At 31.4% G+C, this 25,633-nt stretch carries 37 protein-coding genes; 8 read left to right on the forward strand and 29 right to left on the reverse strand.

Annotated elements, in window-relative coordinates; translation table 11 throughout:
• Positions 1–217: 217 nt before the first annotated feature.
• The 3 genes from FYJ33_RS11840 to FYJ33_RS11850 all read right to left on the reverse strand — a co-directional run bounded on the left by FYJ33_RS11840 (position 218) and on the right by FYJ33_RS11850 (position 2,773).
• Positions 218–718, reverse strand: a complete 501-nt coding sequence (locus FYJ33_RS11840; RefSeq protein ID WP_154531933.1) for a zinc metalloprotease — start codon at positions 716–718, stop codon at positions 218–220.
• A 402-nt stretch (positions 719–1,120) separates the two neighbouring features.
• The gene (locus tag FYJ33_RS11845; RefSeq protein WP_154531934.1) at positions 1,121–1,432 is read right to left on the reverse strand and encodes a hypothetical protein; all 312 of its coding nucleotides are present in this window, start codon (positions 1,430–1,432) and stop codon (positions 1,121–1,123) included.
• 99 nt (positions 1,433–1,531) lie between these two features.
• Positions 1,532–2,773, reverse strand: a complete 1,242-nt coding sequence (locus FYJ33_RS11850; protein ID WP_154531935.1) for an RNA-guided endonuclease InsQ/TnpB family protein — start codon at positions 2,771–2,773, stop codon at positions 1,532–1,534.
• Positions 2,774–2,882: 109 nt separating this feature from the next.
• On the opposite strand from FYJ33_RS11850, the gene FYJ33_RS16070 reads away from it, so the two are divergent.
• Both FYJ33_RS16070 and tnpA read left to right on the forward strand, forming a co-directional pair.
• Entirely contained in the window at positions 2,883–3,029 is a 147-nt protein-coding gene (locus FYJ33_RS16070; RefSeq protein ID WP_169103483.1) for a hypothetical protein, read from the forward strand.
• A complete protein-coding gene (tnpA, locus tag FYJ33_RS11855; RefSeq protein WP_154531936.1) occupies positions 3,004–3,408 on the forward strand; it encodes an IS200/IS605 family transposase in 405 nt (134 codons plus the stop codon). Before FYJ33_RS16070 ends, tnpA begins: the two co-directional genes overlap by 26 nt.
• A gap of 77 nt (positions 3,409–3,485) precedes the next feature.
• Here tnpA and FYJ33_RS16705 read toward each other — a convergent pair whose 3' ends face one another.
• From FYJ33_RS16705 to FYJ33_RS11870, 4 genes are all read right to left on the reverse strand, one after another.
• A complete protein-coding gene (locus tag FYJ33_RS16705; RefSeq protein WP_268891465.1) occupies positions 3,486–3,620 on the reverse strand; it encodes a hypothetical protein in 135 nt (44 codons plus the stop codon).
• A 25-nt stretch (positions 3,621–3,645) separates the two neighbouring features.
• Positions 3,646–4,308: a hypothetical protein gene (locus FYJ33_RS11860; RefSeq protein ID WP_154531937.1), complete on the reverse strand. Its 663-nt coding sequence runs from the start codon at positions 4,306–4,308 to the stop codon at positions 3,646–3,648.
• Positions 4,309–4,330: 22 nt separating this feature from the next.
• Positions 4,331–5,107 (reverse strand): HD domain-containing protein, encoded by a 777-nt coding sequence (locus FYJ33_RS11865; RefSeq protein WP_154531938.1) that lies wholly within the window; start codon positions 5,105–5,107, stop codon positions 4,331–4,333.
• Positions 5,108–5,212: 105 nt separating this feature from the next.
• Positions 5,213–5,512: a hypothetical protein gene (locus FYJ33_RS11870; protein WP_154531939.1), complete on the reverse strand. Its 300-nt coding sequence runs from the start codon at positions 5,510–5,512 to the stop codon at positions 5,213–5,215.
• A 147-nt stretch (positions 5,513–5,659) separates the two neighbouring features.
• On the opposite strand from FYJ33_RS11870, the gene FYJ33_RS11875 reads away from it, so the two are divergent.
• On the forward strand, positions 5,660–5,893 hold the full coding sequence (locus FYJ33_RS11875; protein WP_154531940.1) for a hypothetical protein: 234 nt from the start codon (positions 5,660–5,662) through the stop codon (positions 5,891–5,893).
• Between the two features lie 71 nt (positions 5,894–5,964).
• Here FYJ33_RS11875 and FYJ33_RS11880 read toward each other — a convergent pair whose 3' ends face one another.
• The 7 genes from FYJ33_RS11880 to FYJ33_RS11905 all read right to left on the reverse strand — a co-directional run bounded on the left by FYJ33_RS11880 (position 5,965) and on the right by FYJ33_RS11905 (position 8,844).
• Entirely contained in the window at positions 5,965–6,249 is a 285-nt protein-coding gene (locus FYJ33_RS11880) for a hypothetical protein (protein ID WP_154531941.1), read from the reverse strand.
• Positions 6,250–6,390: 141 nt separating this feature from the next.
• Complete coding sequence (locus FYJ33_RS11885; protein WP_154531942.1) at positions 6,391–6,555, reverse strand: hypothetical protein; 165 nt, start codon at positions 6,553–6,555, stop codon at positions 6,391–6,393.
• Entirely contained in the window at positions 6,545–6,652 is a 108-nt protein-coding gene (locus FYJ33_RS16435) for a histidine phosphatase family protein (protein WP_235900840.1), read from the reverse strand. The genes FYJ33_RS11885 and FYJ33_RS16435 overlap by 11 nt, the downstream gene beginning before the upstream one ends.
• Positions 6,653–6,681: 29 nt before the next feature.
• The gene (locus tag FYJ33_RS11890) at positions 6,682–7,209 is read right to left on the reverse strand and encodes a CDP-alcohol phosphatidyltransferase family protein (protein WP_154531943.1); all 528 of its coding nucleotides are present in this window, start codon (positions 7,207–7,209) and stop codon (positions 6,682–6,684) included.
• 34 nt (positions 7,210–7,243) lie between these two features.
• Positions 7,244–8,014: a nucleoside phosphorylase gene (locus FYJ33_RS11895; protein ID WP_154531944.1), complete on the reverse strand. Its 771-nt coding sequence runs from the start codon at positions 8,012–8,014 to the stop codon at positions 7,244–7,246.
• Between the two features lie 58 nt (positions 8,015–8,072).
• Complete coding sequence (locus FYJ33_RS11900) at positions 8,073–8,366, reverse strand: hypothetical protein (protein ID WP_154531945.1); 294 nt, start codon at positions 8,364–8,366, stop codon at positions 8,073–8,075.
• Between the two features lie 124 nt (positions 8,367–8,490).
• Positions 8,491–8,844 (reverse strand): hypothetical protein, encoded by a 354-nt coding sequence (locus tag FYJ33_RS11905; protein WP_154531946.1) that lies wholly within the window; start codon positions 8,842–8,844, stop codon positions 8,491–8,493.
• 99 nt (positions 8,845–8,943) lie between these two features.
• On the opposite strand from FYJ33_RS11905, the gene FYJ33_RS11910 reads away from it, so the two are divergent.
• Entirely contained in the window at positions 8,944–9,219 is a 276-nt protein-coding gene (locus tag FYJ33_RS11910; RefSeq protein WP_154531947.1) for a winged helix-turn-helix transcriptional regulator, read from the forward strand.
• Between the two features lie 31 nt (positions 9,220–9,250).
• On the opposite strand, the gene FYJ33_RS11915 is transcribed toward FYJ33_RS11910, so the two are convergent.
• The 7 genes from FYJ33_RS11915 to FYJ33_RS16075 all read right to left on the reverse strand — a co-directional run bounded on the left by FYJ33_RS11915 (position 9,251) and on the right by FYJ33_RS16075 (position 14,411).
• The gene (locus FYJ33_RS11915) at positions 9,251–9,646 is read right to left on the reverse strand and encodes a GNAT family N-acetyltransferase (RefSeq protein WP_154531948.1); all 396 of its coding nucleotides are present in this window, start codon (positions 9,644–9,646) and stop codon (positions 9,251–9,253) included.
• 106 nt (positions 9,647–9,752) lie between these two features.
• A complete protein-coding gene (locus FYJ33_RS11920) occupies positions 9,753–10,319 on the reverse strand; it encodes a GNAT family N-acetyltransferase (RefSeq protein ID WP_154531949.1) in 567 nt (188 codons plus the stop codon).
• A gap of 507 nt (positions 10,320–10,826) precedes the next feature.
• Entirely contained in the window at positions 10,827–11,087 is a 261-nt protein-coding gene (locus tag FYJ33_RS11925; RefSeq protein WP_154531950.1) for a CD3324 family protein, read from the reverse strand.
• A gap of 507 nt (positions 11,088–11,594) precedes the next feature.
• Positions 11,595–12,053: a GNAT family N-acetyltransferase gene (locus FYJ33_RS11930; RefSeq protein WP_154531951.1), complete on the reverse strand. Its 459-nt coding sequence runs from the start codon at positions 12,051–12,053 to the stop codon at positions 11,595–11,597.
• 70 nt (positions 12,054–12,123) lie between these two features.
• A complete protein-coding gene (locus FYJ33_RS11935; protein ID WP_154531952.1) occupies positions 12,124–12,273 on the reverse strand; it encodes a hypothetical protein in 150 nt (49 codons plus the stop codon).
• Positions 12,274–12,328: 55 nt separating this feature from the next.
• Positions 12,329–12,598: a hypothetical protein gene (locus FYJ33_RS11940; RefSeq protein ID WP_154531953.1), complete on the reverse strand. Its 270-nt coding sequence runs from the start codon at positions 12,596–12,598 to the stop codon at positions 12,329–12,331.
• A gap of 64 nt (positions 12,599–12,662) precedes the next feature.
• Positions 12,663–14,411 (reverse strand): SecC motif-containing protein, encoded by a 1,749-nt coding sequence (locus FYJ33_RS16075; RefSeq protein WP_206046686.1) that lies wholly within the window; start codon positions 14,409–14,411, stop codon positions 12,663–12,665.
• Positions 14,412–15,063: 652 nt separating this feature from the next.
• On the opposite strand from FYJ33_RS16075, the gene FYJ33_RS11950 reads away from it, so the two are divergent.
• A complete protein-coding gene (locus FYJ33_RS11950; protein WP_154531954.1) occupies positions 15,064–15,243 on the forward strand; it encodes a hypothetical protein in 180 nt (59 codons plus the stop codon).
• Between the two features lie 436 nt (positions 15,244–15,679).
• Here FYJ33_RS11950 and FYJ33_RS11955 read toward each other — a convergent pair whose 3' ends face one another.
• Positions 15,680–16,738: an HD-GYP domain-containing protein gene (locus tag FYJ33_RS11955; protein ID WP_154531955.1), complete on the reverse strand. Its 1,059-nt coding sequence runs from the start codon at positions 16,736–16,738 to the stop codon at positions 15,680–15,682.
• 448 nt (positions 16,739–17,186) lie between these two features.
• Here FYJ33_RS11955 and FYJ33_RS11960 point away from each other — a divergent pair, with 448 nt between their 5' ends.
• On the forward strand, positions 17,187–17,612 hold the full coding sequence (locus tag FYJ33_RS11960) for a ferritin-like domain-containing protein (protein WP_154531956.1): 426 nt from the start codon (positions 17,187–17,189) through the stop codon (positions 17,610–17,612).
• A gap of 43 nt (positions 17,613–17,655) precedes the next feature.
• Positions 17,656–18,615, forward strand: a complete 960-nt coding sequence (msrB, locus tag FYJ33_RS11965; RefSeq protein ID WP_206046687.1) for a peptide-methionine (R)-S-oxide reductase MsrB — start codon at positions 17,656–17,658, stop codon at positions 18,613–18,615.
• A 165-nt stretch (positions 18,616–18,780) separates the two neighbouring features.
• On the opposite strand, the gene FYJ33_RS11970 is transcribed toward msrB, so the two are convergent.
• The 4 genes from FYJ33_RS11970 to FYJ33_RS11985 form a co-directional block, all read right to left on the reverse strand.
• Complete coding sequence (locus FYJ33_RS11970) at positions 18,781–20,328, reverse strand: L-lactate permease (RefSeq protein WP_154531957.1); 1,548 nt, start codon at positions 20,326–20,328, stop codon at positions 18,781–18,783.
• 362 nt (positions 20,329–20,690) lie between these two features.
• Positions 20,691–22,025, reverse strand: a complete 1,335-nt coding sequence (locus FYJ33_RS11975; protein WP_154531958.1) for an MATE family efflux transporter — start codon at positions 22,023–22,025, stop codon at positions 20,691–20,693.
• Between the two features lie 18 nt (positions 22,026–22,043).
• A complete protein-coding gene (locus FYJ33_RS11980; protein ID WP_154531959.1) occupies positions 22,044–22,445 on the reverse strand; it encodes an arsenate reductase ArsC in 402 nt (133 codons plus the stop codon).
• A gap of 27 nt (positions 22,446–22,472) precedes the next feature.
• A complete protein-coding gene (locus FYJ33_RS11985; protein ID WP_154531960.1) occupies positions 22,473–22,781 on the reverse strand; it encodes an ArsR/SmtB family transcription factor in 309 nt (102 codons plus the stop codon).
• A 228-nt stretch (positions 22,782–23,009) separates the two neighbouring features.
• Here FYJ33_RS11985 and FYJ33_RS11990 point away from each other — a divergent pair, with 228 nt between their 5' ends.
• Positions 23,010–23,318 (forward strand): hypothetical protein, encoded by a 309-nt coding sequence (locus FYJ33_RS11990; RefSeq protein ID WP_154531961.1) that lies wholly within the window; start codon positions 23,010–23,012, stop codon positions 23,316–23,318.
• 233 nt (positions 23,319–23,551) lie between these two features.
• Here the strand turns inward: FYJ33_RS11990 and FYJ33_RS11995 are convergent, their stop codons facing one another.
• From FYJ33_RS11995 to FYJ33_RS12005, 3 genes are all read right to left on the reverse strand, one after another.
• A complete protein-coding gene (locus tag FYJ33_RS11995) occupies positions 23,552–24,034 on the reverse strand; it encodes a GNAT family N-acetyltransferase (protein ID WP_154531962.1) in 483 nt (160 codons plus the stop codon).
• Between the two features lie 287 nt (positions 24,035–24,321).
• Positions 24,322–25,032, reverse strand: coding sequence for a helix-turn-helix domain-containing protein (locus FYJ33_RS12000; protein WP_154531963.1), 711 nt, complete (start codon positions 25,030–25,032; stop codon positions 24,322–24,324).
• Between the two features lie 164 nt (positions 25,033–25,196).
• Positions 25,197–25,628, reverse strand: coding sequence for a hypothetical protein (locus FYJ33_RS12005; protein ID WP_154531964.1), 432 nt, complete (start codon positions 25,626–25,628; stop codon positions 25,197–25,199).
• Between the last annotated feature and the right edge of the window lie 5 nt (positions 25,629–25,633).

Consider the following 25,633-nt stretch of genomic DNA (forward strand, 5'->3'; position numbering starts at 1 on the left):
AAATCTTAGACTACCGAACTCCAGAGGAGCTTTTTGAAAAGTACCTCGATGAGATCTATGCAGCTTAAAAATTCAAGGGTTCAAATGGAAAAATAAAATTAGTTCAATTTGTTATTGCAATTTATCATCAGAACTTAATCTATCTACACTTCTAGTTAATATATCCAATGCTATCGCTTTAATATCACTCATACCATTAAATTAATCCCTTTCATATTTATGCTTTTCCTTTTAATACGTTCATAATTCTTTTTCCATCACTAATCATACCATTATAACTTCCACTCTTATATTTCATAGGAATAATAGTCATAAATAACTGTATCAGTGCACTCCATGTAATTCCATTGAATATGCGATTAATGAAACTTCCACTGGTATAATAATACATAAGCAAACCTATACCTGCAAATATAGCGCTAACCAGAGGTCCTCCCAAAGAAATCAATATTCTCTTTAGCTTTTTATTAGATTCTTTTTTAATTTCCCCACAACAGCATATTCCATAATACGTTATAAGATTGTGAAAACAAATATTTATTCTCTTCAGCTTTAAACTTCCTATTTTAGCTTCTGATTCTCCAATAACTATATCCACATTATCATCTGTAAAAAGTAATGCAAATATTGCATGACCTAACTCATGAAAAAGAGTATAGATAGGCATAACTAAAAACATTGTTGCAAAAATGGTAAAATACTTTAATCTATCAGCCACTTACATTCCCCTCCAGTCTGACAAAAAAATTATAATTTAATTACAAAAGTTAATTCAAAAACTACTTTTCCCCCCTAAACTTTGACAGCAAAACACTTTTCGTTATAACCATATTATGTCATACAGCCCAACAGGAGTCAATAGACATTTTATTGATTTATTACTTTTTTAACGAATTTTCACGTAAATAGTTAAGTTTTATCCATTTTTATTGACATATTATCAGTATATTTTTGTTTCAATTACTCATCTGTTTTTCTTTTCATAAACTCATTAACAAAGTCTCTCATCACTGAGAACTGCTTTCTGAGACTTCATAATGTACTCATTAATATCTCATATATACTTAGAGATTAAAATGGGCAAGCTAGATTATATCCAGCCTGCCCTAATAATTCAATATTACATTTTAATAGCAAGAATCTCTTCTTTAGTCAGTTTAGAGTATCTCATTATTTTATCTATTGGCTCGTTATCCATAAGCATTTCTCTGGCTATTGCAGTTCTTTCTGCAACTTTTCCTTCCTCTCTACCTTCTGCTCTTCCTTCCGCTCTTCCTTCTGCCTTTCCTTCAGCCATTGCCTCTTCTATTCTTGTTGCTTCATCATGAAGAGCCATTTCACGAGAAAGATATTCTGCTCTTGCTTTTTTATCATGACACATAGTTTCTAACACATGTACAGCTTTATCTATTTTAGGATTTACACTAGCCATCTCCTCTAAGACCTCCTTTGAATCTGCTTTTTTGAACTACCTCGCCCACAAGGAGCGAGGATTCTTTTAACGAAGTTTGATATTTAAGTTTCCACTTGATTAACAAGCAACCCTTATTCGTTGTGGGTGAGTCCAATTACCCTTATCCCTCATAGTATTTACTAAGTCGGGAATACATTTTTCAGCTTTTCTTAGTATATTTAAGCTACCATTAATATCTGCATTTACTATTCCATAGGTACTTTGAAAAAGTCCTCTTGCTATTCTTCTACTTTTATCATAATACTTCTTTGTTATCGGTTCTAAGTCTATAGCACTGCAACCACTTGTATAACTTTCTTCTTGCAATTTGATACTTATGCCATGTAGTTTAGCTTTATAAGTTATTAACTCAACTAATCGTTGTATCGGTATCTGAACAAAAGATTTATTAAAATTCATATTTTGCTTTACACCTTTTAGTTTACCTATAACTATTCTACTTACATTATTTTCAATAGCTTTATCAATTATATTCTTACTTACTTTATGAAGATAATCATTAATATAGTTATTTCTATATCTTCTAAGTTTATTGATTTCTTTAGTATTCTTAAATTTATCTGAACCGACTTTCTTCATTTCTATGCTTTGTAAATAAGATATTCTCTTATTTATATACGAATTTACTGATTTTAATTTTTTACCACAGTAAATATACTGATTAATTCCATCTTTAAAGGTTATAGTAGCTAAATTGTCCAAACCGATATCAATACTCATAACATTATTTGAAGTAGTTTCTACTTCATTTTTATTATAGATTATAATTAAATACCATACCTTTTGAATTTTATCATAATTAAATCTTGCTTGTTGTAATTCATACCAATTTATAATGTTTTGAAGTTTTTTAGAAACTTCAAAATTAAGACTTTCCACATTAAATAATGATTTTATAGCTTTGGATAATGATAATTTTAATATTCCATCACTATATCTTATAGCAAGATTTGTAAAAATAATTTCGTTTTTATTCTTATCAGTATTTTTAAATTTTGGTGGTCTTGGTAGACCTTTATATTTACTTGGATTTACTCCAAAATCTTTAATACTTGCAAAGTAAGATTTCCAATTTTGTTCTAACACCTTAAACATTTGTTGTCTTGTATGACTATGCAAAAAATCACAATGCCAGTTAGACTTATATTGTTTTTCAATATCATAATAATTTTTAAAACCATTTTCTCTTAAATCATAGTTAATAATATTATATAACTTAGTTGTATGATAACTTAATTCTTCTATTATTTCTAATTGTTTAGAATTAATTTGTGGTTTAAATTTAAAGCATAATTTCATTTTCTCACCTCCTTTACATAGTTATCTATGTATCTATTATATTCTTACATTGTTATGTTGTCAACTATGTGATATAATATATCTAAAATTTAAATCAGAGGTGAGAGTTATGGCTAGGAAAAATGTTAATACAACTATTGATGAAGATTTATATTTAGAAATTAGAATGTTAGCTTTAAAACTAAAAATTAATGCAAATGACTTAATAGAAGAAGGAATGAGATTAGTACTTGAAAGAGAAAAAGAGAAAAATTAGTCATTTTGTATATAATATTAATTATCATATTGTTTTTTGTCCTAAGTATAGGCACTCTATATTTGAAAATGAGTTAGAAAGTGAACTATCAAGAATTTTTAAGGATATAGCCTATAATTATGGATTTGAAGTATTGGAGCATGAAATAATGCCTGACCATATTCACTTATTTGTATCAGTCCCTCCAACTATTGCACCTACTGAAATTGTAAAAATACTAAAAAGCATTAGTGCTAATAGAATCTTTAAAACTTTTCCAAATTTAAAGAAAAGTAAGTTTTGGGGTAGTGGATTATGGAGTAAAGGATATTATGTTGGCACTGCTGGAGCAGTAAGTTCTGAAATTATTGTAAAATATATTCAAAACCAAAAAAGTTAAGGGAGTTAGGTATCGAACCTACTCCCTTAAAATGCTTACATCCACAGGCACAAGGCACAGTGGTTTTACGCATTAATCTATAAACACTTGCCACTTAAATCAATAAATTTTAACTTACCATAATCAAAATCATTCTCCTTAATAGCAGCAATTCTTCCATCTTCATCTGGTATAGGGAATGAAGGAATCCCCTGCCATGATAATTTAGCCATTTCATTAATCTTATTAAAGTAAAGACTAATTTAGATTTTCTATAATATAAATCTTTTTATATTCATCATTTGTTATAAGATATATATCAGAATTACCATCTTTATTCTGATGATAATATTTATAATTGCCATTTAAATCTGGATACTTATCATAATCTACATGTAAACTATCAAGTATTGTAATTACAGGTACTGCTATTTCTTTAACATCGTTGCCATCTGTCCATTTTACAGCCTTCTTTATCTCATCTGAATTCTCATATTCAAATATAGAAAACCTTAGACCATTACCCATAACAGACGAAGTATCTTCTTTATAATAAGTTTCCTTATAATGATTAGGTAAGTGCATATCCCAGTTAATATTAATAACATGATAAGGCTTGTTATCTTCATTAATCAGAAAATATAAAGAACCCCATAAAACAATAGACACTGCAGTCATTATCATAAAAATTCTGCTAATACAATTTTTCTTCTGAAGATAAGATTTGACTACATCTATAATTAATAAAATAATTGAAACTGCAGCTGTAATTATTGCTGCAAATGTACAAAAAGACCTCACATTAAAAAGCAGCATATCCTTCTTTGAAAGGATTTTTTCAACAATCAACTGTACAAGACCCACACAAATAACTGAAATAGGAATCAAACTTATAAATAATCTTTTTTTACTTAACTTCAAAATGAAATCTCCTATCTTATCTCTATTCTGCAATTTTTTCTGCAATAAACTTATTCATGATTTCTCTAAGCTTTGCAAACTGCTTTTGAGTATTACTATTTCTGCTTTCAAAACTTAATAATTTATCTAAACAGCCCTGTTCTTTAACAATTTCAAAGCTTTTCTTATAATTAAGTCCAAAAGTAAGGGCAGTATGTCCAACTAACGTATCCACTGCAGTCTTTCTCAGACTCTTTAAAACTGTTTCCTTCCTAAAATAACTTTCCATAACCTCTTTAGTAACTTGAGAAGTATAAAGATCATTAAGTGTCATAGGATAAATCTTATCAAGAGGAACAACTACATGAACTTTTAAAATATCAATTTTGTCTGCATCTCTTAAAATATTGCTGAAAGTTCTTGTCCTTTCTGTGATGTCCTGTGGTATAACAAACATATTATGATATGAAATCGCATCTCTTATTAACTCATCACACTCTTTATCATCAACAAACTGTTTTATCATTCCTTCATTAAATAATATGTTAACACCAAACTTAGCATGATCAACAGACTTTGAATCATCAAAAGTTCCATACTGCTTTTCCTGCTCAAATCTTCCTATATCATGAAGCATGCCCATAAGCCATGCAAGATCAATGTCTTCACTGCTGAAATTAAGACTCTTTGCAATTCTTTCAGAAATCTCTGCAACTCTATAAGTATGATATATCTTAAGTTTTATCTTTTCGTCATTGGCATTGTAATTAGAAACATATTCATCAAATACGCATCTTACTCTTTTTCTATCAATTTTCATTGCCTCCCTAACCTCCATCAGATTTTTCCATATCATTATTGTAACATGAGTTTATGGCAGTTTCCTGACAATTATATTAATTTTATAAGTAATAATTATAGTGTTTTAATTATAATATTTAAACTCATATCCATCTTCTGGTTCACCGATCTCGTATCCCAAAGCCTTTGTTAGTTTTTCTTTTAAAAGCTTGTACCAGTCTTGCCAGATATCATCCGGCATTGTTCCTGCAATCTGTATTCCACTTGGCTCACAGGATGCCCATAAATCTATATTTTCTCCAGTCCACTGAGGACCATTTTCGTATCCTTTCCAATAAGGCATTTCTTCATATACTTTACCGATTTTATCCCACACTTCATCAGGTGCTGACCAATGAATGTTTAAATTTATATCATGTTCCATTATTCTATGTTTTCCCCCATTACAAAACCTCTTACTTTATTTCATATTAAACATAATAATCCTAATATAATCAAAAAGTAAAGCATATTACTCCTATAATTTCTACAAAAAATAAGACAGGCATTAAAACCTGTCTTCATCAAAAGAATGTACGATGTTCTCAATGATGGAGGTTATTTATTATTATCAGTTTATGATGGTAATGGCAAAAACAATAAGAAGAGTTTTGGCAATATAGATGGTGAGGATTATTATAGGAACTTTATTGAACATTCAAAAATGGAACTTTTAAATGAAGCAAGAAATTTATTTGACTATACCTTAGAAATAAATCCAGATGCTAACAGCAAGTGGAAAAATTATATCTTTAAGAAATGCTAAAAGGTGTAAAAGACATATTCCAAAGCCGCGACCGTAAAAAATAAGACAGGCTTTAATGCCCACCTTATATCTTATATCTTTTTCCTTCTTAACTTTCTAATTTCATCTATACTTAATCCAGTTTTTAAAGCAATCGTTTCATCATCTAAAATATCTAAAAGATTCATAGCAATTTCTTTCTTCTCTTCGCGTTTTCCTTTCTCTATTCCCTTTTCCATTCCACGTTTTTCAGCAGAACTTATCATATTAGCTCTTTCATGAAGAGATCTTTCTCTTTCCCAATAGATTTTCATTGCATTTTCATCACTACTCAAATATTCTATCTTCTGCTCTGCCTTTTTTATAGCTGAATCCATACTAATCAACTCCCCTAGCGTTGTCTCTGGTATATCTTCAATGTGATTTATTGAGCCATAAATCCAGTTTTCAAAGATTTCGAATTCATCAAAACATATTTTTCTTGTACCATCATCACAGAAATCATAATTATATCCTTTTTAAATAAGTTCATCAATAAATTCAGATGACGCACCTAAATCTATATCTTTTGTGTTATCCTTTATCCCATATAGCACCAGTGCTGCTCCTGTCAGCACCCAGTACTCTTTGCCATCAAACAAAGGACAAGTAAGTTTTTGAGCTATATCTCCTTTATTGAACATCGCTAGTACCATCCTGCATCATACTAGTAAATACATCACTGTCAACTTCAGTAATATTCCAATCGATCTGTCCATGTCGTACAAAATATATCTTCATGAGTATAACGCAGCCTTTCCCTAAATATTTTAACTGTAAAATATAGTTTTGCAGTCTCTGTTAAGTGTTTTAGATTTTATTGTGATAAGCAACTCTTCAACTGTAGACGCTGAAGCTGTTACACATAGAATACATCCAGTAACTATAAATCCAAAAAACAAAAACAGAACTGGTGAGATAAAAAGCATTAGTCCTGTTAATTTATTTGTATAAGTATGTAGTGAAGAAAAAGCATGAAACTTCTTATATCCTATAATATAAGATACGCTTCTTAATACTACAATGAACATAATCCATATTATCATCCATAAAGGAATTGTTAGTATGGGAATAATCTTCACTGCAAGCGATGCTCCAAAAACGATGTCTGCAATGCTGTCCAGTCTTGCTCCTCTTTCACTTTGCATATGCATCTTTCTTGCTATAAAACCATCAAGAATATCGCTTAATCCACAAAGTGCATATAGTATAAAAAATTCAGCCGACAATGGTTTAGGAATCAACATCAAAACTGCACATATTATTCGAATAATAGTTATAAAATCAGCAAAATTCATATTAATTCTTCCTTCATATTATATTATGTCTATTTTAATTATCGCTGATTCTTACTGCCATTTCCAATGCAATTGAAGAAATCTTATGTTTTTCATCTAGATTATCATTGTTTGCAAGACTTCTTGTATCCCATTCTTCAGCATCAAGATTGTCTGCTGCATAAAAGAAATGCAGTACATCCTTTCCTCTAAACTTTCCAAGAGCTGCTACAGCTGAACATTCCATGTCAACACATATGCACCCCTGACTTTTACGCCTTTTAACCTTCTCTCTTGTCTCTCTGTATATACCATCTGTTGTCCATACCTTACCTACTGTATATGAAATATCACGCTCATCAAGGTATTGCTTAAAATCATCTATATACTTTTCATTAACTTTAACCTCATCAGATGCAGCCATGTAATGATAGCTTGTTCCTTCATCTCTTACTGCACTATCAGGAATAACTATGGAGCAGTCACCAATTTCACCATCAAGCACTCCGCATGTGCCAAAAAGTACAAGCTTTTCAAGTCCCATAGCAAATAAATCTTCAATCAAAGCTATGCATCCAGCTGCACCAACATATGAGTTAAACACAGCAATCTTTATGCCCTTATACTCAATTTCATAAATAGGTACCTCAAGATTCGCGAAAGATGTTCTTGCAATCTCCCTATAATTAAATGAACTTAACAGTCTTTCAAGCGTCACTGTAGCGAAGCATGAGATACCTACCTTGGGAAATCCTTCTATACGTTTCTGGCAATCAGACGCATTATATACAGCATTCTTTGTAGAATCAAACTCCTCTAAAATCATTTCGCAAGCCCCCTTTTTTGTGATATTATACCATAAACCGGCAAAGCAATCTATATATTCAAAATAAAGGAGATGCTATAGCAATCTTATCTTTTGCAAGACCACCTCTCACCCATTCAGGAATATCTCCAATTCCAAGCCCCTCCGTAAGACTGTCATGATTTGGATACAACCCTATAACAAGTTTTTCTTCAAGTCCTTCCTTAAGATTCTCAGTTATACTTTTATAACTGCTCTCAAGAATGTCTGCAACATTCTCAATACAGCTGCTGTCTGTTTCACAGTACAGTATTGTAAAGTGATCTGTTTCCTTTTTTAGCTTTACATTATCAGTTTCTTCTTGTTTCAACATTATATATTTAGTAAAGAACTGTATAATATGTATTAAAGTATTAATTTTTCAATAGTCATTACTTATTGCACATAAAATACTGTCCAATACGTTCTCCTTTCTCTTTAAAATTACCCATATCAAATTATATTTTACTTTTCCAATGATTGATTACTCCACCATATTGGTCTGCATTTTTTATGACAAATGGTTTAATTCCTATTTTGAATATAATAAAGTGCTTTATAGGCTGGAATATATATTTGCGTTTCCCTTTAATGTCTTCATAAAGTTTATCAGCTAATTTATGTATATTTTTACTTAATTGATAATTCTCTTTTGAACTTGATTCACTTTTCTTTCGAGATATAATTGTTCCACTAATTATTGCTCCTGAATGTGATAAAAGCCTATTTAATATTTTTGCAGAATCTCGACCACCATGATTTTCATAAGTAGCAACACTTATTGCATACTTTCCACGAAGCAGTTGTTCCATAATTGAATAATTTATTTACTATTCAATTTTACCATTGTATACTCTATTTAGTAAGTATGCACTTTTTTGTAAGACACTATCTAAAAGGAGAGTAAGCGAATGAACAACAAAACATGTTACCTTAAAGAATTTGGATATGAAAAATTTGAAAGAGTAGTTAATATTATTGGTCAAAAATGGAAACTGCGTATAATTTATATGTTAGCTTTTAATGAAATATTGCGATATGGAGAATTAAAACGCTTGCTTTCATCTATTACCCACAAAATATTGACTACACAATTAAAGGAGCTTGAAAAGGATGGACTTGTTAATCGTAAAGAAAACCAACAATTTACAACTCATTTTATACCATTATACACTAATAATGGGTAATGAAAAAGACGATTAAGCACTAATAAGTGTTTTATAGCTTCCAGAATAATGAGTAAGTATCCTCTACCTTTTGAAATCCTAATTTTTTATACATTTCCTTAGGTGTATCATCTTCATCAGCAATAAGATATCTAATATCTGCTTTCTGTTTCTTTGCTTCTTCCATAAGATATTTTAATATAGTAGTTCCTATGCCTCTGCGCTGAAACTCTTCTTGAACTGTAAAAGATTCTATTTTAGCAACGCTATTACTTATGTATAATTCACAACTTCCAACTGGTTGTCCATCTAAATAACATACATACATATTAAGACTACTGTCAGACAAATATTCTTCTCCCATACGCTGTGCACGTCTTCTGCAGAAATCTTCTCCGCATGCTTCTCCATACATGGCAACATCCATTTGTACAAGTTCATCAATCATACTCCTGTCTGTTACCTTCTTAATCTGACACTTCTCTAAATACTTCCACTTTAAAACGCTTTCTCCTCTGTAAACATAAGCACCAACATGCCCAATCTCAGGTTTATTACCATTTAAATCTACTGGCAGGCTCTTTGGTAAATAGTCTGTTTTTATTTTTATTCAATATATTAATTTTATAAATATAAGACTCATACGCTTTATCAGTGCCGCTTTTTCTAAAACTGCTTTCACTTACTCTATGCATACCGCACTTTTCAAGCACTCTGCATGATGGTATGTTTTCTTTTGCTACACCAGCTGAACATACATGTGCTCCCTTTCTTCGTGCAAAATTTATCATGGTCATAGCTATTTCTGTGCCATATCCACAGCATCTTTTATTCTCTGCCACACAATAGCCAAAGCCCCACTCGCTATCTTCCTGTTCTGGACCAATACTACATGTCCCAACAAAATCACCAGTTGATTTATCCTCTGCTATGTATTGATAGTCAGACCAATCCTTAATATCAGCCAAAAGCTTTCTTAATTCCTCAGCGCTTTTATAGTAGGGATCTGATAAATACTTTCCAGAATCTTTATTGCCCCATATTGAAAATGCATTTTCAGCATCATCTATAGTCATCGGTCTTAATACAAGCCTTTTAGTTTCAATAATCTCTCCTATCATATGTACCACATCCTATAACATAATTTTAATTCATATACTAAAAAATTTCAGTGTATCACTTTTTTTAAAGAGTTTTCTGCACAACAAAAAAGAGGAATGAAAGACATATTCCGAAGTCTCCGCCATAACACGCTCCAAATCGGCTTTGAGTAGATCTGATATACAAAATTAAACTTCTTAAAATTCTCAAAAGGAAATTACTACAAAAGTAATTGTTAGAAGTAAGTTTTTTGAAATGTATTTTAGATTTTGAATTTTCCAAGCAAAGTCGAGGAAAATTATCATTCTGATTTCCATATATAAAATTAATGAAATCTATACTTTAAATCAGGCGGTGGCGATTTTCTGCAGAGAATCTTAAGCAAACGCTAGAACTGCTTATATTATTCGTAGCAGACTACCGGCTGACTAAAGAATAATACTAGCAGTTCTTAGTGTAGACTTGTTTTCTCGAAAGAAAAGTACCGCCACCTGATTTATTCATAGATTTCATTAATATCGTATATTTTATGCATATACAATCTTCTTAATTGAATCGTATGAAAGATGATATTCTTCCATAAGTTCATTGATTGATGCACCATTTATTTTTTTATCTTTAATTTCACTATTTCTAATTTTAAGTTCTTTACGAGTATTTGTTCTACTGCCCCATTCCCTTCTGCTATTTCCAGGCTCAGGAATGTAGATTATACCTCCCTTAAAGTATTTTTGAACTTCCTTTAAAAGATATTCAGGTAGAACTTCTTTTCCATTTATATATGCCATGTGTAAAACTCCCTTCAAAATTAAATTATCCGGAGCACAACACAGAATACATATATTTAAACTAGTGTACACTAAATATTTTACTATATTTATTTCGATAAAGTTAATTATCACCAATATATAATTTATAATTATGGATTGAACTTCGCTGAAGCGCAGTTCCAAAAAGAGGACATATTCCTCTTTAAAACTCTTTTAGTTACTAATTTCAGAGGTTTGGAGGTATCCTCCATTAAAATTCAGAAATCCGTTTACGGATTTCATCCTGCATTATACATTATACAATATACATTCTACATTAGTTCGATAAATTCATAACAATATTCCTTCACTAGCATAGTTGCGATTTATCTCTAGACTACTATCGCTTTTTAGCATATGTCCTGTGTTGTCTAGAGCATATTTCTTCCTTGATTTGATTTTCTAACACTTAAAATAAACTTAAGCATTTGTTATCCCTCCTCATTTTGATTTTCACCTATATACTGATAATATATCATAATTTTTCTATTTTTCATATACATTTGCAGACATAAAAATAAGTCTTTCATCTGACTTAAAACCATTTTTCTCATAAAACTTAACAGCAGGATAACCCTTTTCAGTTAGTAATGATAAATATGAAACCTTATCTTTCTCTTTTTTCATCTCTTCACGTACAAACTCTATCATTCTGCTTCCTATACCTTTTCCCTGATACTCTGGATCAACACTGAAATCGTCAACCCATAATTCCTTAAATCCCATATAAGTCATAATACGTCCGCAAAGTGTTGAAATTACAGTATCTCCATCATAAGCAACATATCCTCTTGAAACTCTTGCTGACATGATTTCATCAAATCTTGTATAGGCCTGCTCATATGTCCACACTTCATTCCATGGCTCTTCTTTAAAAGTTTTTATCATTTGAAGTGCACAGCCCTTTAAATCTTTCTCTTCCATTACTTTAAACTTTATGTTCATCGTCTTTTTTCTCCTTTTTCCTCAACTGCTGTCTTATATCTATCTCCCTGTATTTATTTCAAATCCATATTCATGAAAAAAACTCGCAAGGATAAATATCATCCCAAATTTGAATATTATTCTCATTCATTTTCTCAATAATATTAGTATATACTTCTTTAATCTGTGGTAAATCCCCAATTTCAGCCATGGCAGCCATTGGCACAATCAAAACTCTCATAAAACCTCCAAACAAAAATACCTCTCCTTTCATAATCAAAAAGAGAGGTAAAATATTAATGCTTAAACTTCTTGTGGAAAAAATTCAATATGTCATCATAATCTTCAAACTCCATACCTGAAGCAGTGCAGCAGTCTTCAATTGCCTCAATTTTGTACTCCATTGGTATTTCCTCAAAAGTCTTATATGTGTGCTCATCATCGCAGTATGATTCACATATTGCGCTTTCAAGTACTTCATCTGGCACATTATCTTCTTTAAATATATATAAATAAATTTTCTTTGTAAGAGCATTTTTTTCTTTTTCATTAAAAATAATTTTCATAAAACCCTCCATAATTATCAATAAATTCATTTATTATATCATACATGTTATTTTATTTTTGTGCTTAAAATAATCTTATAACATTATTATTGCCATTATTCTTTTCCTTAAGTTTTTCTTCTCGTTTTTCTATTTCATTTATGGTAAATCCTTTAAGCCTCCATAAAGGTATATTCTTAAGGAATTTATTTATAACATTACTTACCATTCTCTGCTCATAATTCTCTAATTCTGCATCAATTCCATTTAAGACATTCTCTGTAATTTCTTCAGGAGAACGATACTGCACATCCAGTGCCATCATCTCTGTATATTCTTCTGCATCTTCTTTTGACATACAAAACAAAGTTAATAAATCGTCTTTAAAATTTTCCCCTAAAAGACTATGCTGCAGATAATCATCTTTTCCCATCATCATCAACTTTTCTTTACTATATTTCTGCATCGGAAGATTTTCATCTATTAAATCTAAAATGACTTTATAATCTTCTATATTTCCATTTACTAAAAAATCCTGACACTTGTTTGCATCAGTGACTATATAATCTAAAGGCAGTGCAACTCTTTTATTTGTTTCAAATATTCGAAGAACCTCAACAATATTTTCAAAACCATATCCCATTTCTCGTAATGTATTTTCAATCTCGCTACAGCCTACTACGCCATATGTATAAAGCATACCTGAAACAATCTGTACCATTTCAGTATTTTCTTTTATCTTCCTTCTAAAATTCATTGTATCATTCTTAGTAATAATGTCCTGAACTACTTTAGGAATAGTAAATAAACGCATACCATTATCCTTGGTTGGGAATATTAATCCCAAATTGTACATAGATATTTCAAATTCTAATCTATCTTCTTTAGATTTTATTATTCCTTTCTTCTTCATCCCTTCACTTAAAAGCTTATATCTATATTTATCTAAGTTGCTAATTACACTTTGTGCAGCCTTTTCGTATTCATCAAACAGTTTTTCAGCAAAATCCTTTTTCTTCAACTTCTGTGGTATTGTTAAATTAAGACCATCTGCCAATCTAATCAGTTGATTTTTTGTATATGAATCTATTATTTCCTTAATATCAAATGAATAAACTCCATTGAAAAGTTTCATTAAAATATTATTTATTTCATTATCCATATTCTCTTTATAATCACTTAATAACTGTTCATAATCTTCATTATCAAAATGGATAAACATATCATCATCACCATATATATTAGGCTTTTTCTTGCTGACCTTATATTTAACGTTATTTCCTGGAAGATACATATTTTCTGCTTCTTCATCGCATACATATCCACATTCACCTTCTCTAGGAGAATTAGGTCTTCCTTCTTCATTATTTCTTGCTATTATTTCAATCTGACTATGTTTTTTACTTACTTCTATCTCATCAATTACTTCAAGAGTTAAATATGTAGTTGAACCAAAATCATATTCATACTCAAATTTCAGTCCTGAATAAAGCACATCCTTAAGTCTTACATTCATCTGATAATTACCATCACTATTGTCTAGATAACGCATACCATCAATAATAAATTCACTTAAATGCCCACAACATTCCACCCATACATCTCTTATAAACTGGTCAAGATGACATAGCTGTAATGCTGCATCAATTGATATATAAATACAGTAATCTTTGCAATATTTATACTTTATCGATATTATATACTGCTTTCTCTTACTCTTATTTTCCTCAAATTCTTCACTTATTTTCTTCTTCATAGTATCACAATTTTTCATGTGTCTTTTGATTGTTCTTTCTGTTAATTCTTTATTGCAATAATAGCACTTTGCTTTCATCAATATGCCTCCAAAAGTCTTACTAATCTTATTATAGCCATATTGTAACATATTACACAAATAATTTCACTGCGCTCAACTAATAAAGTGTAGTATCTATCAATATATTAGACTAAACTGCTGAATTTATATCCGTATTTATGGAGAACTTTTATGTTTATTATAGCAATTAATAAAGATAGTCCAATATATAATACGCTCTTTTTTGCTCCGTTCTCCTTCCATTTTCGTGCAAAAGCAATTTCCTCCATATCATGTAAAATAAATAAAACAGGTAATAATCACACATACATCTTCATATTTTCCATATCAATTCCTTCCTTTCAACTGTATTTTAAAATAGCCATACTGACCTAACAATCATCAGATTTTTATAAATAATATAGATAAGCAACGAATTAGCACTAATTGTTGCTTATCTATATTATGTTATTTTGCATTTAATAAGGAAAGATTTCAGTAAAATAACTGTACAAAATTTATTAAATGAAGCACTTATCAATCGTTCAACTTTTTATAAACATTATAAGGACAAGTATGATGTAGCAGAACAGCTCTGTGAAAAAGTAAACAATATACTTGTTGAAAATGTCAAGAAACGATTCTATGTCTGTTCTCCATTCATACGGATACCATACATCTTTATGATGATATGTCTGATTTTCTAAAAACAAGCTTTAAGACAAGTATTAATTCAGATATTAGCAATAATGAAGCATCTATGACTGATTATCTATCCACTCTATATGCTTCACTTGTTATGACCTCAATAAAATGGTGTCTAGAGACTGATAATTATGATGAGCTTGAAAAAAAGCTGCCACACTTTTAGGTACTTTTATGCATTATAAAAACTTACTTGTTAAATGATACGTACTAATTATAATAAAAGAAAATGGGACCATTTACTCTTGAAGAGTTCAATAAAAAACGTGATTATATTATCTCCTTCTTACTGTGATAGTCACAATAAACCATAACCATTATACATATTTTAACACTTGATTAATAATCATTTAGTTTTGAATTTTCTTTACAGTAAAATAAGAAACACCTCAACCGTATTTAAAACACAGCTGAGGTGTAACATTGTAAATTACATCTTAATGCTTATAATAATATACATTTATTAGACAAAATGTAACAAAATTTTCATTTGAATTCTGTAACTTCTCCCATTGCCACATCTAGGATCATCATTATTAAAAAGCTTATAGTAAATCCTATTGTTGCTATGTTTGTTTAATGGGGCCTCTTTCAACATTATTTTACTCAATAACCAATTCTTTTACGTATAAATCTTTATTTTTCTTCAAATCTATAAATTCATCACCCTTTAATAGTAATGGATTTTTTATATCATTAATGTTCATTTGAAGAACCTTAGCTACATCACCATTATTTAGCTTAACTTCTTCACCTATATAGAAATTACACATATGCTCTAAAAATATTTTTGAATATTTATAGTCTAATAGCTTATAACTTTTTTCCTGAATCGCTTTTAATGGAGCAAATATACCTTGTTCCTCTATAAAGCCCTTATTTGAATTCATTACATCAAATTCATCTGCAATTGCTATTATTTTAGCAATTGAATGAATCTTTTCCTCAGTAATTCTAAGCGGATATCCTGATCCATCACATCTTTCATGATGCATTAATACTCCATATGTAACAGCTTTATCTATACTCTTGATGCTCTTCATAACATCATAAGCAATTAATACATGATCCTTTACCTTATAATTTCTTTCTATCATTATTAAGTCTGGTTCTACCTGAAGCTCTTTAGCAATCTTTGTAATTCCAAAGTCATGCAATAAGGCAGCCTGTATAACCAAGTTAATTGTTTTATCTGCAAGTCCTATCCATTTTGCAAGCAATGCACTAAGTACAGCAACGTTAACGCCATGCTTGTAAATATAATCGTCTACATCAGCCTTAAAAAGCACTGTATTTAAGGCCAGCTCACTATTATTTAGTTGTTTTTCTACTTTAGCCGCAAATTCCTGCAGATCCTCTATACCGTTTTCATCCAAAGAGTTTCTTTTGGCAAACATTCTTTTTAATTTATCAGCTACTTCTAAGAATGCTTTCTCAACTTTTTTCTTTTCTATAGCTTTTCTCTTTTCACCTAATACCCCCTCAGGTATATATACCTGCACATGATTTGTAAGATATACATCGTTAAGTCTATCAATGATATTTTCATCCAAAACACTTCCTTTTTTCAATAAAAGTGTATCATTACTAATCACATCTTCTGAAACGACCATACCAGGAATTAATTCTTTTACGCTCATATCAAAAATTTCTTCTGTCATTATACTTTATCCCCCCATTTATTAACCTATACTCCCACTAAAATACAACAATCCTTTTTTTATTATCAAATAATATATCGAACAACGTTTCCAATATATTTAATTTTTTACACAAAAATATTTTAGCAGCTTTTTATGCAAAAAATGCATGCTACTGCATGCATTTATCTATTAATTCGCTTAATCTATACCAATAATTTTGCTTCTTCTCTCCATGATAACTGTATCAGACCATTTGCCATTGCTAAGCTTAGCTATCTTTTCTCTTATTTACACTATCCCAAATTTTAATAAATTATCTTTATTTTACAACTTTAGCTTTCACAATAAAAGCCTGATTAAGAAATCCTCTTTGATTACATAAATAAAAAAAGTCTTTTAGATAAATACTATCTAATATTAGCATTACAAAATCAGAGATTTTGAGTGTCACTTAGGAGGAATAATTATGGATGAATTAAATTTTGTTATTGAAAATCAACTTGGTCTTGCAAAAGACAACGAGGAATTTAAAAGTAGCTTGAATGCCCAATTTACTGGAGAAACAGCAGAAGTAGGACTTTACCTTGCAATGGCAAGAGTTGCACAGCGTGCTGGTTATCCAGAAATTGCTGAAGTTTTAAAAGTGATAGCATGGGAAGAAGCTGAACATGCGGCTCAATATGCAGAACTATCAGGAAAGATATCTGACTGCACAAAAACTAACATCTCTACAATGATTAAAGGTGAACTAGGCTCAAATAAATTCAAAGCTGACCTTGCTCAGAAAGCAAAAGATGCCGGCCTTGAAGAACTATATACATTTATAGATCATGCTGCTCGTGATGAAGCTCGTCATGCAAGTATGCTGCAGGGCATGTTAAAAAGACTATAAACTCACTCTTTCCACTGACAAAACCAAAATGTGAGGTGATAATTTGGATGATTTAAACTTAGCTATTTTTGCTGGCGGATGTTTCTGGTGTATGGTTAAGCCCTTTGATAAATTAGAGGGTGTCCATAAAGTAACTGTGGGCTATACTGGAGGACATACTGAAAATCCTACATATGAAAATGTCTGTGCTGGCGATACTGGTCACTATGAAGCAGTGGAAATTCTTTATGATGAAAACGTAATAGACTATCTAGATTTACTAGAAGCATTTTTTATGAGTATCGATCCAACTGATGCAGGCGGCCAGTTTCATGACAGAGGTCAAAGCTATCAGACTGCAGTTTTCTACACTGATGAAAATCAAAAATGCATTGCTGAAGAATATAAAAGACAGCTTGATGAAAGCGGCAGATATCCAAAGCCTATTGCTGTAAAAATTCTTAAAGCAGAGGAATTTTACGAAGCTGAAGAATATCATCAGGATTACTATAAAAAAGATCCAATAAGATACAAGTCTTATTATGCTGCTTCTGGAAGAAAGGATTTTATCGAGCAAAATTCAAAATTGTCTGCTATTGAAAAAGAAAAGCTAAAAGATATCCTGACACCTACGCAGTATAAAGTAACTCAGGGAAATGGTACAGAACCTCCTTTTGAAAATGAGTACTATGATAATTTTGAAGAAGGTATTTATGTAGATATAGTCTCTGGAAAACCACTTTTTACTTCAAAAGATAAATTTGAATCTGGATGTGGATGGCCTGCTTTCTCAAAACCTATCAATAACGGCTTTGTAAAGGAAGTCGAAGATTTCAGCCACGGTATGTTCAGAACAGAGGTTAGAAGTAAAAATAGTGATTCACATCTTGGACACGTATTTAATGATGGTCCAAAAGAAAGCGGTGGACTTAGATACTGCATAAATTCAGCTGCACTAAAATTCATACCTAAAGATGATATGGAAAAAATGGGTTATGGACGATACCTTAAAAAACTAGAATAAAAAAAGGGGTGAAAGACATATTCCGAAGCCTCCGCCCTAACACGCTCCAAGTCGTTTCTTCATATGTCTTGCAACACTTGGATTACTAAAGGATGAAATTAAAAAAATAGCTGCATAGAAATCATTAAAATTTCTGTGCAGCTATTTTCAATAGTAAAAACTATACTAGTATAATAGTTTTAATCCTGCAAAACAGATAATTGCTGTTAATACGATAAATAATACATAATAACGTATTGATTTACCCATTAACTTACCTTCTTGTCCAGGCATATTAATAGCAGCTAGTGCTATTGCTATACTCTGTGGTGAAATCATCTTACCAATGTTAGATCCTGCAGAGTTTGCAGCACATATCCATGTTGGGTCAAAGTTTAAGCTCTTTGCAGTCTGTAATTGTAATCCACCAAATAAAACGTTTGATGAAGTACCACTACCAGTAACAAAACCTGCGATAGAACCAATTACTGGTGCAACTGCAGGATAGAAGCTGCCAGTAACAGCAACAAGTACAACCGCAATCTGATTGCTCATTCCACTATACTTCATAATCATAGCAGCAGCTACAATTGAAGCAATAGTTACAACTGTCTTTGACATTTGTTTTATACTGTCTACAAGAACTCCACCAATTTCCTTGAATGAAGCTCCTTGAATCTTTCCTCCAATAATACCAGCTAATAAAATTAATACTGCTGGTGATGTAAGCCATGTGAATACTGTTGGTGTACCACCTTGTCCCTGGTATATCTGTACTGAAGTTTTAATTGAACCTAAAGTAGTATTAATAGCAGGAACAATTTTTGATGTAGCAAGTAATAATATAAATATTAAGATAAATGGGCTGCAAGCACGAAGACCTTCTGCAGCTGAAGTCTTTTCGCCAGCCATTTCTTTTGGAAGTTCCATCTTGTATTCAGCTGGTACTTCACCCTTCTTAAGCTTGCTTATTACTATTAATACAACCATTGTAAGAATAGAAGCTAATATGTCAGTAAGTTCAGGTCCCATGAACTTAGCAGCTAATATCTGAGGAAGTGCAAATGTTAGTCCACTTAATAATGTAGTTAACCACATACCCTTCATAGCTTTAATTGATTTTCCAGTTAAGATAACCATTATAAATGGTGTTAAGATAACTAATGGAGCTATCTGTAAAGCAGTAGCAAAAGCAGCATTAGCAGGATCAAGACCTGTAAGCTTGGCCAAAGTTACTGTAGGTATACCAACTGAACCAAAACATGTAGGAGTTGAGTCAGCAATAAGACATATAACCGCAGCCATTATTGGTTCAAAACCTAATCCACAAAGAATACCTGCCGGTATAGCAATAGCAGTTCCGAATCCTGCCATTCCTTCCATGAAACCACCGAATCCCCATGCAATAAGCAGTACAAGTATACGCTTATCACAAGATACAGCAGTAAGCATTCTCTTAATTACATCCATTGCTCCTGTATGAAGGCATACATTATATGTAAAGATAGCAGCAATAATAACCACTGAAATAGGCCAAATAGCCATTACTATCCCTTCTAATGCAGCACTAAATAAATTTACAGGACTCATATGCCATACAAAGAAAGCAACAATTCCTGCAACAACAAGAGTAATTGGACATGCTATATGACCTGGTAATTTGAATCCAGTAAGCGCGATTATTAAACAAATAATCGGTAAAATAGCAAGCAAAAACATAATCACGTCATTCATTATATAAAACCCCTTTTTTATAAAATACTAGAAAATTTAACATTTTCGATTCTTTTCTACACAATTTTTATTATAACACCATTTTATTGTAATAAAAAGATTAACTTGAAATAAAACTAGTATAAACTAGTTAAGCCAACATAACCCCAGGGATTTCGTATACGTTTTCTTAGCTTTTATAATACTCTCTCTCATTACCTGTGTAACCATTTTCTTTGAGAGTATTAGTTAGATTATAAAAAAAGCTGTTCTGCAAATAAAATCCAAATAAGCTTCCTAATTTATATATAATTTTTTTATATTAACAAACAATGAACTAATAAAAAAACAGACTGATAACCTCAAATTATCAGCCTGTTAATCTATGCTCCAATATCAACTGTCTTTAAAAAATTTCTTTTTATCTTAAACACGTAAACAATATACGCACAGATTCCTTTCAGTACACTTGTTATGCAAATACTAATCCAGACACCATTTATGCCAAAAGGCTTTATAAGTACTAGTGCGCATGGAATTCTCAAAATTGTAAATACAATACTAATAGATGCTGGAATCTTTGGCTTGCCTATCCCTGTAAACAAGCCGTTTGAGATCATTTCAACTGCACTGAACATCTGTGAAAATGCCACAACTTTAAGATATGATGCTGCTATATCAATCGTTGCTTCATCTCTGATGAACACCCTGATCATCGATTTATTGAACATTAGGAATAAAGATGCCATTATCAATGCATAAGAAACACCAACAACAAGTGCACTTTTATAGCCTTCCTTGATTCTCTCGTACTTCTTCGCACCATAATTCTGTCCAGTAAAGCCTGCCACGGCTCCATTAAATCCACCGACAATCATAAAGGCAACTGATTCTATCTGCACACCTATTTTTTGAGCGGCAATTGCATCTGAACCAAAAACTGCAATTATCTTTGCCAACATGATGTTGATAAATGTAAATAATACTCTCTGAAAAGCCATAGGAAAACCAAGCTTTGCTATTTCTTTTACCTTAGCAAAATCAACACCTATTTCAGCTTTATATTTTAATATTCCATCAGTACTAATTATGAATATAATAAACATGATTATATTTGCTATTAACGTGCTCACAGCAGCACCAACAACACCTAGTTTTAAATTATAAATGCATAATGGATCAAGGAAGATATTAAGCACTACCCCCACTGCATTTATCTTAAATGCCAGCTTGTTATTGCCAAAGCTGTTCATTATCCTCGTAAACATCATATTGAAAAAGGCAAAGAATAAAATCGGTGCATTTACTGCTAAATAACTATATGCATCTTTCTCAACTTCAGAGTTATTGAGATTAAGGAATCCAATAAATCCTTTTCCTGCAAAAATTAAAACCAGTCCAAAAACTAAAGCAATAATCGCGTTGAGCATTATCCCTGCATTGATATATTCTTTAACTTTCTGGTCGTCTTTCTGACCTATTGAATGCGCAACTTTTATGCCGCAGCCAATAATAGCAAGTGAACTTATGGCGTTTCCTATATTCACATAAAGACTTGATGAACCAATGCTTGCCACTGCATTACTGCCAAGCCTGCCCACCCACATCATATCAATGATATTGTAAGTAAACTGCAGCAGTGAGCTGCCCATAATCGGCAGCGCCAGCATGGTAATAACTGATATTACTTTTCCTTTTGTTAAATCTACCTGTTTCATTTACTCACCATCTATATCTTAAATTTGATTATTCTTAATTCTCTCTGCCAGGTCCTTTACCTTTTCTTCGATAATCTTAGCTGTCCTTATAAATTCCTCGTCACTTTTTCCTGTAGGATCTTCGAGTCCCCAGTCTTCTACGTGTTCTGCTTCTAGGTATGGACACACTACATTGCATCCCATCTTGATAGCTATATCTATCTTTGGAATATCGGTAATCAGTTTTGATTTCTGAGTTTCATTCATATCCACTCCATATAAATCATTAATTATTCTCACAGCATCCTGGTTTATCTGAGGTTTTGTCTCAGTCCCTGCTGAATAGCTTTCAAAAACATCTGCTCCATATATTTTCCCTAACGCTTCTGCCATCTGTGATCTGCATGAATTATGAACACAGATAAATGCAACTTTCTTCATTTGTTCATCATCCTTTCAAAATAAAATTTATCTACAACATTTATTTTCATTATCTTCATTTACTTCTGTCAGTTTTTCAAGCAGTTCTTCTGCATACTTACTGCCTTCTTCGCTTATAGAATAGTGTGTCCACTTTCCTTCTTTTCTAGCATTGACCACCCCAGAATCGCAGAGTATCTTCATATGATGTGATAATGTGGACTGACCAATGTCCATGTTGTTTAGTAGATGACATGCACACTTTTCACCACTCTGCAGCATTTCAAGTATCATCAGACGTTTTTCATCGCAGAATGCCTTAAAAACTTTGGCATGTTCTTTATATTTATTTTTCATCACATCACCTCATATCTATTTTTTTCGATATGACTAGTATACACTATTTTTTTGAGATTTCAAGAAAATAAATACTAGAAATAATATGAAATATAAAATTACTGATGTGATAGTTAAGAGATGAATTAGGTGGACAAGCAATAAAACTTCACTTTAAATTATTCCAATTATTGCCTAGCACTTAAGTAGAGTTATAATGTATAATTAATAATAAAGGAGATAAAAGATATGCTTAATTTTTTATATAGGTTTTGTCCATTTGTAATACCAATGGTAATATGTATGTTTATTTATTCAAAGATAGATAAACATGATACGCTGACTAAAAAAATCAGTTCACACTTAAAAGTAAAAGAGCAGTGGAAAGCATTTTGTTTTGTCTGCTTCATGTTTTTAGTCATAATTATTAGTGGAATTATCGGAATGTTTACTCCTATTCCTGAGTATGCATACTCAATATTCTGCGGAATTATTGCTGGATTCTGTATACCTATAGCACTCAAACTTGATCCTAGCAAAAAGAAATCAATTAATTAATACGTAGAAGTTCCTAAGCTGAGCGGAGAAGCTCACCTTTAAGGGACTTAACTTATATTCTAAGAACGCGATAAATATGCTTAAATATTTATTAAAGTTTTGTATGTACATGATTCCAATGATAATAGGCATGATTCTTTATTATAGTCTAGATAGAGATATCAAACTTACTCCTAATAAAACTAAATAACATAAAAATAAGGAGTGGACATGCCATCCCTGTTTTAATCTAATTATAATAAAATTATCTCATAGTCTAGATAATCTCCTGAAAAATCGGAAGCTGTATTATTGCTTCTTCTTTGAGCAAGTTTAAAGCCACAGCTTTCATAGTTTTTAGGTGCAATTAAATTATCATTTGTACCTACGATTATCTTTTTAAGACCGTCGTATTGCTTAATTCTGTTAAGTGCCTCAGTAAGCTGTCTTTTCCCATATCCATTTCCTTTGTATTTAGATGCAATGCAGTTGTGACCAACTTCAACATACTCTGGGCAGTTCCTTGGGTCCCATGAAATATGTCCAATAGGCTCGCCATCCAGTACTGTTATAAATCCGTACTTGTCAGCAATATCTAGGTTATCAAAGAAAAAATTATCAAAGTCTATCCAGTCCTTCTCAAAACACTTTCTGTACCTGTCATCAAATGCTTTCTTCATAATAGGTGTAAGCACACTAATATCTTCTTCCACTAACGGTTTAAACTTAATATTCATTTCAATCACTCCTTTTTAAATTTATAATTTAGATTTTAAAATTTAAAATTGAAGGAGGAAACTCCCTAAAGGAGTTTCTGAAATGGAATAAGGTGGACAAGCCATCACCTATAAAAGTTAAATTGCGTTCAGCAATTTAACAGGAGGTTTGGAGGAGAATCCTCCATTTAATTAAATTCATGGCGAAGCTTCATGAATTTTAACCATAATTCTAAATTTTAAATCTTAAATTTTAAATTCTTATTTCATCACTCTGCTTTCAGCTTTCATCATTTTTTTCAGCTTTCTTAATTTTCAATAGCAATATACACATTCATATAGTCCTGTCCGTCTTTTTCATACTCATATTCAAAGCACGGCAAAACGTTATCATCTTCCCTATGATTGTACCCATTTACCTGCATGTAAGACTGAATTATCTTGTATGCATTAGGAATAGTATCAAAAGGTGATTCCTTGTAGTTCTTAATTGTAATTACTGCATATTTACACTCATCCTGACTTGCTATCTCCACTGATTTGCAGTCTATCTTAAAATCTTCTGGCAGAATGCAGGCTGCTGCATAACCATGCATATGAAATACATTGATCTGCTGCTGATTTACAAACGGAAAGTCCCAGCCGATTATTTTAAGTTCATATCCTGGTACATCAAGTAAACCACTATCCTTAGCCCACATCTTCATATGATTTATGGCATCGCCTTCAGGATCATGACTTATCACAGCATATCGAGCCATCTTGAATTTCTCAACATTCTCAATATGTACTGCAGAATATGCATCACCTGATACATTCATATCCTTTCTTAACAGTTCATCCATGGAACATGAAAAAAAGCTGCAAAGTTCAAAAACCTTCTCCATCTCTGGATAAGCATTGTCTGATTCCCATTTTGATATAGTCTGTCTTGAAACATGCATTATTTCTGCAAGATCTTCCTGAGTCATATTGTTATGCATTTTTCTCAGGAAAAGAAGATTACTTCCAAATGACATTATATCTACCCCCTTTTTCTATAGCTAAATTATACAGAAACTTACATCATCACTCCACCAAGTTCAGCTATCATTTTTAAAATATTTCGCACCTTCAGGTTGCACTATTTTTACTTGGATACAAAAAAGATTACTGGGAAGCTTAACTCCAGCAATCTTTTTATTTATTTTGCTGCATCTATAGTATTTAGAATTCTATCCACATTTTTAGCTGCTTTTGATAGTTCTTCATCTAAAATCATATGTCCACTATAATCAAAATTAATTACTTCAAGGTTTTTAACAGACTTTTTATACTTTGCTATATCTTCATCTGTAAGATTAGATTCAATTTTTGACTCTTTATCATTCCCCCTGAATAACCATACTGGACAATTCATTTTTTCTAAATCTTCATAAAACTCATGATAAACAGACTCATGCTCTATACCATCAAGAGTATGCTTTGTCACAAAATTTCCAAGTTTAACTCCATTGTATATCATATTGTACCAGAACTCTCCCGCTCCCTCAGGCAATTTTGTATGAATAGCTGGATAATCTAGAATAATAATTCCTGATGCTATATCAGGATGCTTAGATAAGAATCCGAGCATATATG

The organism is Inconstantimicrobium porci, from assembly GCF_009696465.1.
Classification (GTDB): Bacteria; Bacillota; Clostridia; order Clostridiales; family Clostridiaceae; genus Inconstantimicrobium; species Inconstantimicrobium porci.

What these genes read in the sequence shown, in the direction of transcription:
- FYJ33_RS11845 (WP_154531934.1), bottom strand. Translation starts at nt 1,432, where the DNA reads ATGGCTAGTGTAAATCCTAAAATAGATAAAGCTGTACATGTGTTAGAA.
- FYJ33_RS11935 (WP_154531952.1), bottom strand. Translation starts at nt 12,273, where the DNA reads ATGAGAGTTTTGATTGTGCCAATGGCTGCCATGGCTGAAATTGGGGAT.
- FYJ33_RS11980 (WP_154531959.1), bottom strand. Translation starts at nt 22,445, where the DNA reads ATGAAGAAAGTTGCATTTATCTGTGTTCATAATTCATGCAGATCACAG.
- FYJ33_RS11905 (WP_154531946.1), bottom strand. Translation starts at nt 8,844, where the DNA reads ATGGAACAACTGCTTCGTGGAAAGTATGCAATAAGTGTTGCTACTTAT.
- FYJ33_RS16075 (WP_206046686.1), bottom strand. Translation starts at nt 14,411, where the DNA reads ATGAAAGCAAAGTGCTATTATTGCAATAAAGAATTAACAGAAAGAACA.
- FYJ33_RS11900 (WP_154531945.1), bottom strand. Translation starts at nt 8,366, where the DNA reads ATGTTGAAACAAGAAGAAACTGATAATGTAAAGCTAAAAAAGGAAACA.
- FYJ33_RS11995 (WP_154531962.1), bottom strand. Translation starts at nt 24,034, where the DNA reads ATGAATATTAAGTTTAAACCGTTAGTGGAAGAAGATATTAGTGTGCTT.
- FYJ33_RS16705 (WP_268891465.1), bottom strand. Translation starts at nt 3,620, where the DNA reads ATGGCTAAATTATCATGGCAGGGGATTCCTTCATTCCCTATACCAGAT.
- FYJ33_RS11885 (WP_154531942.1), bottom strand. Translation starts at nt 6,555, where the DNA reads ATGTTCAATAAAGGAGATATAGCTCAAAAACTTACTTGTCCTTTGTTT.
- FYJ33_RS16070 (WP_169103483.1), top strand. Translation starts at nt 2,883, where the DNA reads ATGGCTAGGAAAAATGTTAATACAACTATTGATGAAGATTTATATTTA.
- FYJ33_RS11960 (WP_154531956.1), top strand. Translation starts at nt 17,187, where the DNA reads ATGGATGAATTAAATTTTGTTATTGAAAATCAACTTGGTCTTGCAAAA.
- FYJ33_RS11955 (WP_154531955.1), bottom strand. Translation starts at nt 16,738, where the DNA reads ATGACAGAAGAAATTTTTGATATGAGCGTAAAAGAATTAATTCCTGGT.
- FYJ33_RS11850 (WP_154531935.1), bottom strand. Translation starts at nt 2,773, where the DNA reads ATGAAATTATGCTTTAAATTTAAACCACAAATTAATTCTAAACAATTA.
- FYJ33_RS11925 (WP_154531950.1), bottom strand. Translation starts at nt 11,087, where the DNA reads ATGGCATATATAAATGGAAAAGAAGTTCTACCTGAATATCTTTTAAAG.
- FYJ33_RS11975 (WP_154531958.1), bottom strand. Translation starts at nt 22,025, where the DNA reads ATGAAACAGGTAGATTTAACAAAAGGAAAAGTAATATCAGTTATTACC.
- FYJ33_RS11985 (WP_154531960.1), bottom strand. Translation starts at nt 22,781, where the DNA reads ATGAAAAATAAATATAAAGAACATGCCAAAGTTTTTAAGGCATTCTGC.
- FYJ33_RS11870 (WP_154531939.1), bottom strand. Translation starts at nt 5,512, where the DNA reads ATGGAACATGATATAAATTTAAACATTCATTGGTCAGCACCTGATGAA.
- FYJ33_RS11915 (WP_154531948.1), bottom strand. Translation starts at nt 9,646, where the DNA reads ATGATTGATGAACTTGTACAAATGGATGTTGCCATGTATGGAGAAGCA.
- FYJ33_RS11920 (WP_154531949.1), bottom strand. Translation starts at nt 10,319, where the DNA reads ATGATAGGAGAGATTATTGAAACTAAAAGGCTTGTATTAAGACCGATG.
- FYJ33_RS11950 (WP_154531954.1), top strand. Translation starts at nt 15,064, where the DNA reads ATGTCTGATTTTCTAAAAACAAGCTTTAAGACAAGTATTAATTCAGAT.
- FYJ33_RS11990 (WP_154531961.1), top strand. Translation starts at nt 23,010, where the DNA reads ATGCTTAATTTTTTATATAGGTTTTGTCCATTTGTAATACCAATGGTA.
- FYJ33_RS12000 (WP_154531963.1), bottom strand. Translation starts at nt 25,032, where the DNA reads ATGTCATTTGGAAGTAATCTTCTTTTCCTGAGAAAAATGCATAACAAT.
- FYJ33_RS11875 (WP_154531940.1), top strand. Translation starts at nt 5,660, where the DNA reads ATGTACGATGTTCTCAATGATGGAGGTTATTTATTATTATCAGTTTAT.
- FYJ33_RS11865 (WP_154531938.1), bottom strand. Translation starts at nt 5,107, where the DNA reads ATGAAAATTGATAGAAAAAGAGTAAGATGCGTATTTGATGAATATGTT.
- FYJ33_RS11910 (WP_154531947.1), top strand. Translation starts at nt 8,944, where the DNA reads ATGAACAACAAAACATGTTACCTTAAAGAATTTGGATATGAAAAATTT.
- FYJ33_RS12005 (WP_154531964.1), bottom strand. Translation starts at nt 25,628, where the DNA reads ATGCTCGGATTCTTATCTAAGCATCCTGATATAGCATCAGGAATTATT.
- FYJ33_RS11970 (WP_154531957.1), bottom strand. Translation starts at nt 20,328, where the DNA reads ATGAATGACGTGATTATGTTTTTGCTTGCTATTTTACCGATTATTTGT.
- FYJ33_RS11930 (WP_154531951.1), bottom strand. Translation starts at nt 12,053, where the DNA reads ATGAACATAAAGTTTAAAGTAATGGAAGAGAAAGATTTAAAGGGCTGT.
- FYJ33_RS11890 (WP_154531943.1), bottom strand. Translation starts at nt 7,209, where the DNA reads ATGAATTTTGCTGATTTTATAACTATTATTCGAATAATATGTGCAGTT.
- FYJ33_RS11940 (WP_154531953.1), bottom strand. Translation starts at nt 12,598, where the DNA reads ATGAAAATTATTTTTAATGAAAAAGAAAAAAATGCTCTTACAAAGAAA.
- FYJ33_RS16435 (WP_235900840.1), bottom strand. Translation starts at nt 6,652, where the DNA reads ATGAAGATATATTTTGTACGACATGGACAGATCGATTGGAATATTACT.
- FYJ33_RS11880 (WP_154531941.1), bottom strand. Translation starts at nt 6,249, where the DNA reads ATGGATTCAGCTATAAAAAAGGCAGAGCAGAAGATAGAATATTTGAGT.
- FYJ33_RS11895 (WP_154531944.1), bottom strand. Translation starts at nt 8,014, where the DNA reads ATGATTTTAGAGGAGTTTGATTCTACAAAGAATGCTGTATATAATGCG.